Source organism: Nocardioides sp. (genome assembly GCF_035703625.1).
GTDB lineage: Bacteria > Actinomycetota > Actinomycetes > Propionibacteriales > Nocardioidaceae > Nocardioides.
The window spans coordinates 1-5,555 of record NZ_DASSXS010000265.1; the positions used below are offsets into that span (position 1 = coordinate 1).

General features: G+C 70.6%; 5 protein-coding genes and 1 pseudogene. 3 read left to right on the forward strand and 3 right to left on the reverse strand.

Annotation, left to right across the window (positions count from 1 at the left end; translation table 11 throughout):
- Positions 1-205: pseudogene (locus tag VFN12_RS13875) on the forward strand (NAD-dependent protein deacylase); the annotation flags it as partial.
- On the opposite strand, the gene VFN12_RS13880 reads toward VFN12_RS13875, so the two are convergent.
- Positions 188-946, reverse strand: a complete 759-nt coding sequence (locus VFN12_RS13880; protein ID WP_325119311.1) for a TetR/AcrR family transcriptional regulator — start codon at positions 944-946, stop codon at positions 188-190. The pseudogene VFN12_RS13875 and the gene VFN12_RS13880 sit on opposite strands and share 18 nt — an antisense overlap.
- Before the next feature lie 102 nt (positions 947-1,048).
- On the opposite strand from VFN12_RS13880, the gene VFN12_RS13885 reads away from it, so the two are divergent.
- Together VFN12_RS13885 and VFN12_RS13890 are read left to right on the forward strand one after the other, a co-directional pair.
- Positions 1,049-3,220: an MMPL family transporter gene (locus VFN12_RS13885; protein ID WP_325119312.1), complete on the forward strand. Its 2,172-nt coding sequence runs from the start codon at positions 1,049-1,051 to the stop codon at positions 3,218-3,220.
- A 71-nt stretch (positions 3,221-3,291) separates the two neighbouring features.
- A complete protein-coding gene (locus tag VFN12_RS13890; protein WP_325119313.1) occupies positions 3,292-4,035 on the forward strand; it encodes a hypothetical protein in 744 nt (247 codons plus the stop codon).
- A 5-nt stretch (positions 4,036-4,040) separates the two neighbouring features.
- On the opposite strand, the gene VFN12_RS13895 is transcribed toward VFN12_RS13890, so the two are convergent.
- Positions 4,041-5,027: a M15 family metallopeptidase gene (locus tag VFN12_RS13895; RefSeq protein ID WP_325119314.1), complete on the reverse strand. Its 987-nt coding sequence runs from the start codon at positions 5,025-5,027 to the stop codon at positions 4,041-4,043.
- A gap of 24 nt (positions 5,028-5,051) precedes the next feature.
- Positions 5,052-5,555: DUF3459 domain-containing protein (locus tag VFN12_RS13900; RefSeq protein ID WP_325119315.1), on the reverse strand; the 504-nt coding region annotated here is incomplete at its 5' end.

Here is a 5,555-nt window from a genome sequence, read left to right on the forward strand (position 1 = left end):
CGACCTGTTCGTGGCCATCGGGACCTCGGGCGTCGTCTACCCGGCGGCTGCGTTCGTCCAGCTCGCTGCCGGCGGCGGAGCACGCACGCTCGAGCTCAACCTCGTGGCCAGCGACGTCAGCGGCGACTTCGACGAGTCACGGGCGGGTCCGGCCGGGGTGCTGGTGCCGGCCTGGGTGGAGGAGCTGCTAGCGGGCGAGCTCTGAGGCCAGGAGCGCCCGCAGTCGCTCCTGCTCGGCGTCCATGCCGAGCCGGGGCATCCACTCGTGGACCATCGCGGCGAAGATCGCGCCGCTCTCGATGATCCGTGGGTCGAGGTGCCCGAAGACCTCCAGAGTCACGACGCCGTACAGCGCGGCCCAGGCGTTCATGAACACCCACAGCAGGCCGCGGTGGCCCTCCGGGACCAGGGCCAGGTCGATGGGGTAGAGCGGGTCCTCCAGCGCCTGGGCGACCGCGGGATCGAGCTCCGAGAGCTCGGGGTGGGGGAACCTGTGGTGCTCCCAGACCCGGATCAGGAGGGCGTTGAAGAAGTGTCCCGACGTCGCGGAGGTGAGCAGGTCGCGGCGCACGCAGGCCCCGTCGGCGACCGGGTTGGCGAACACGAGGGAGAACTCGCGGGGACTCCCCAGGGCCCACCGGCGGAAGGCGACCGAGGCGCACAGGAGCCGCGCCGCCGGGTCGTCCTCGGGCTGGGTCTCGGTGGCGGCCCGGAAGCCTTCGGTCGCGGCCTTGTCGATCTCGAAGGCGACCAGGTCGACCAGCTCCTGGTAGTTGGCGACGTAGCGGTAGAGCGCGGGCGCCGTCACCCCCATCCGGCCTGCCACCGCGCGCAGCGAGAGCTCGGCCCCCTCCGCGAGCAGGTCCCGGGAGACCTGCACGATCTCGGCGTACGTCGCCTCGCGCTGCCGCTCCCGCCGGGTCGGCTGCACCGACGCCTCGCTCATGTGAGCCCTCTCTCCGGTCCTTGACAGCGATTGTTTACACCGTTTACGGTGAACACCGTTCACAAGTCTGACACAGGTTTACGCCAGTTGCGAGGATTTCCGATGATGGAGCGGTGGGGGGCCCTGGTGGCCCGGCGGGCGCTGGCGATCCTGCTGGCCGGGATCGCGCTGGCCGTGGCGGCCGGCGCCTACGGGCTCGGTGTCTTCGACGATCTCGCCCAGGGCGGCTTCGACGATCCCGACAGCGAGTCGGCGCGGGAGCTGGCCCTCGAGCGCGAGACGTTCGGCAACCGGACCGTGGACGTCGTGGCGATCTACTCCAGCGACGCGCTGGTCGCGGAGTCGCCGGAGTTCCGCGCCGAGGTGCGGCGGACGCTCGCCGACGTCCCGGAGTCGACCACCAGCTCCGTGGTCACCTGGTACGACACCCGCAGTCCCGCCATGGTGAGCGACGACCACCACGCCGTGCAGGTCCAGATCTCCCTCGCCGGGGACTCGCAGGACGAGCTCCTCGACAACTGGGACCTGGTCGAGCCGGCGCTCGAGTCCGAGCGGCTGGAGACCGACCTCGCCGGATCGTTCGCGGTCTACGGCGACGTCAACGAGACGACCTCGGAGGACCTCGAACGCGCCGAGACGATCTCGCTGCCGATCGTGGTCCTGCTCGCACTCCTCATCTTCGGCAGCCTGGTGGCCGCCTCGATGCCCGCCATCGTGGGCGCGCTCGCGGTCGTCGGCTCGCTGGCCGTGGTCCGGCTCCTGACCACCTTCACCGACGTGTCGGTCTTCTCCGTCAACGTGATCAGCCTGCTCGGGATGGGGCTGGCCATCGACTACGCCCTGTTCGTGATCAGCCGGTTCCGCGAGGAGCTGGCCCAGCTCCCTGCCGACGATCCGGACGCGTCGGCGAAGGCGATCCGGACCACCATGGTGACCGCCGGAAGGACAGTCCTCTTCTCGGGCCTGACCGTGGCGGCCGCCATGTCGTCGCTGCTGGTCTTCCCGCAGAACTTCCTGCGCAGCATGGGGTACGGCGGCATGTCGGCCGTGGTGATCGCGATGCTGGCCGCCCTGACCGTGCTGCCGGCGACCCTGCGTCTGCTCGGTCGTCGCATCGACGCGGGCCGGATGCCCTGGCGCCGGCACCGCCCGGTCTCGGTGGACGACGACCACGGCTGGTGGGCCCGGCTCTCGCACGGGGTGATGCGGCGCCCCGTCGTCGTGATCGTCGTGGTGACGGCCGCCCTGCTGGCCCTCGCGTCCCCGTTCCTCGGTGCCAAGTGGGGCAGCGTCGACTACCGGGTGCTGCCCGACGACGCCCCCGCCCACGTCGCCGCCGAGAAGCTCAACTCCGAGTTCGGCCCCGAGCAGTCCAGCGCGAACCTGCTGCTGCGCGGTGTCGATCGGGCCGACGTCGCGGCCTACACCCGTGACGTCGAGGCCGTCGACGGCATCACCGCCGTGCAGCCCGTGGAGGCCGAGGGTGACAGCACCCTGCTCCGCGCGTTCTGGGACGGCAACAGCCAGACCCAGCGCTCCCAGGAGATCGTGCGTGACCTGCGTGCCGTCGCACCGCCCGAGGGCGACGTGCTGGTCGGCGGGCTCAGCGCCGACACGGTCGACCTGATCTCCTCCGTGGGTGAGCACCTGCCCTGGATGGGGCTGATCGTGCTGGGCGTGATGCTGCTGCTGCTCTTCCTCGCCTTCGGGTCGCTCGTGCTCCCGCTCAAGGCCGTGGTCATGAACGCCGTCTCGATCACCGCGTCCTTCGGGGTCGTCACGTGGATCTTCCAGCAGGGGCACCTGTCGGACCTGCTGGGCTTCGAGTCGACCGGCTACCTCGACTCCACCAACCCGATCCTGATGCTGGCCATCCTGTTCGGCCTGTCCATGGACTACGAGGTGTTCCTGCTGTCCCGCGTGCGCGAGCAGTGGGACCGGACCCTCGACAACGACCTGGCCGTCGCGACCGGGGTGCAGAAGACCGGCCGCATCATCACCTCCGCGGCCCTCCTGCTGGCGGTGGTGATCGGGGCGTTCGGCCTGTCCGGGATCGTCTTCATGAAGATGATCGGGATCGGGATGCTGGTGGCGCTGATCATCGACGCCACCGTCGTCCGCGCCCTGCTGGTGCCCGCGACGATGAAGCTGCTGGGCTCGTGGAACTGGTGGGCGCCCGGCCCCCTGCGTCGCTGGTGGGAGCGGTACGGCTGGCGCGAGTCCGACGAGGTGGCGCCACAGCGGGCCCCCGAGCGTGAGCTGGTCGACGCCTGACCCGCGACCCGTCCCCGCTGGAGGGTCCTCCCTGTGATCTGATGGGCCATTCACAACAGGCTGGAGGAGTCGTGAAGGCGATCAGGCAAGTGGTGGGCGCGGTCGGCGCGCTCGCCGTACTCTCCGCGTGCGGGGGAGGCAGCGGGAGCGAGGGAACCGACAGCGACTTCGCGAACGAGTCGGCCTCCTCGATCGAGGAGGCTTCGATCGAGGACATGAAGTCCCTCAAGGCCGTCCACATGGAAGGTTCGGTCGACGAGCAGGGCAACGAGATCGGTCTCGACCTGTCGCTGACCACCGACGGTGACTGCACGGGCACCGTCTCCCGGGGCGACTCCGGCTCGGCCGAGGTGATCACGCTCGACGGCACGTCGTGGTTCAAGCCGGACGAGGAGTTCTGGAAGGCCCAGGCCGGCCCCACCGCGGACCAGATCATCGCCACGGTCGGTGACAACTGGGTGCAGCTGCCCGAGGGCGACGAGAGCTTCGCGTCCTTCTGCGACCTCGACCAGCTGCTCGACCAGATCGAGGCCGACAAGGACGCGGCCTCCGAGAAGGGCAGCACCGAGGACGTCGACGGCCAGGAGGCGGTCAAGCTCACCCGCGACGACGAGGAGAGCGGCGGCACGATCACGGTCTGGGTCGCGGTCGAGGACCCCCACCACATCCTCAAGGTCGAGCAGGCCGGGGGTGACTCGCCCGGAGGTTTCACGTTCTCGGAGTTCGACGAGGACGCGGGCATCGAGGCTCCGGCCGACGACGAGGTCATCACCGTCGAGGAGCTGCAGAAGCAGGCCCAGCAGCAGGGTCAGTAGCTGCCTCAGCGGCCGTTCTCGCTGAAGTGCTGGTAGTCCTTCAGCGACGTCCATGCGCCGCCCCACTCCCATCCGATCGAGGCGAACGCCCGCACCACCGGGTCGTTCGCCTCGATCATGCCCGGACGCTTCCGCCCCCGATCCCGGTACGCCCTCGCGAGCTCGGGCAGGACGAGGTCGCCGGACACGTAGGGGTTCTGGAAGCTGTTGACGTCGACGGCCAGACCGTAGGCGTGCTGGGAGAACTCCGTCCCTCCTGTGGTGGGACGACAGGCGTACGCCGTCGTGGGGTTCCCGTCCCCGGTGGGGGGAGCGTCCAGCTCGCGCCGGGTCACGATCGTCACCTCCTCCAGCGGGAACCTCGCCGCGTAGAGGCGCGCGAAGACCGACTCGAGGTCGCGCGCCACGTCGGTGTTCACGAGCAGCTCGCCGGTGTGACGTCGCTGGTCGAACCCCCAGAACGTGAGCCGGAGCCAGGCCAGCTCGTCCGGCTCGACCGGGCAGCCCGGGCGCCAGCTCGATCGGGCGATCACCGCGCGTGGAGCCGGTACGGACAGCCGCGCCTCGAAGCCCTTGCCGGGCAGTGCCGGCACGGTGTCGGGGAGCGTGAACTGGCGTCGCGTCAGTGCAGCAGGCGTGGCCCGGACCTCGCCGTACCCGCTCGCCGTCGTGGGCAGCGCCCGGGTCCCCAGCCAGGGAGGTGGCACCGTGCCCGACGAGTGTGCGGGCTGTGAGGGCGGCACGCCGGACTGCTGGCCGGGCAGCGCTCCCGGGCCCTGGGGCGGCTGCTGGTCCGGTCCCTGGCTCGGCTCCCGGGTGGGGGGTGAGCCAGGCTTCCTGCTCGGCTGGACCGGCGTGCGGGGCTCGACGCCGCGGTTGGCGGGGACGGTGGGCAGGGGCGGGATCGCCCGCCGCTCGCCTTCGTCTCCACAGCCGACCAGCAGGCTGGCGGCCAGGAGGCCTGCCACCAGGGCGGGCAGTCCGCTCCGCATGAGACCGACGGTACGTCGCGAATCTCAGCTGACCAGACCGCCGGCGTGGCCGGGCAGGATCAGGTGGCGCTCATCGATCCGCACTCCTGTGCCGGTGGCGAACAGCAGCTCTGCCTCGATGGCGACGGGTACCGAGACGGGGCTCATGCCGAAGTTGACGACGACCTCCAGCCGACCTCGTCGCATGCGGAGCACGCGGGCCTCCTCGTCGACCGAGCAGGAGGTGGAGGAGAAGGCGGGATCGGTGAGGTCGGGGTGTGCCCGGCGCAGCTCCGCCAGCCGGCGATAGGCCGCGAGCAACCTCGCGTGGTGCCCGGACTCCGGCTCGTTCCAGTCCAGCTTCGAGCGCCGGAAGGTTGCGGGATCCTGCGGGTCGGGGACGACCGACGGGTCCCACCCCATCCGCTCGAACTCCGCGAACCGTCCCTCCGCCGTCACCCTGCCCAGGTCGGGCTCGGGGTGGGAGGTGAAGAAGCAGAACGGCGTCGACGCCGCCCACTCCTCGCCCTGGAAGAGCATCGGGGTGAA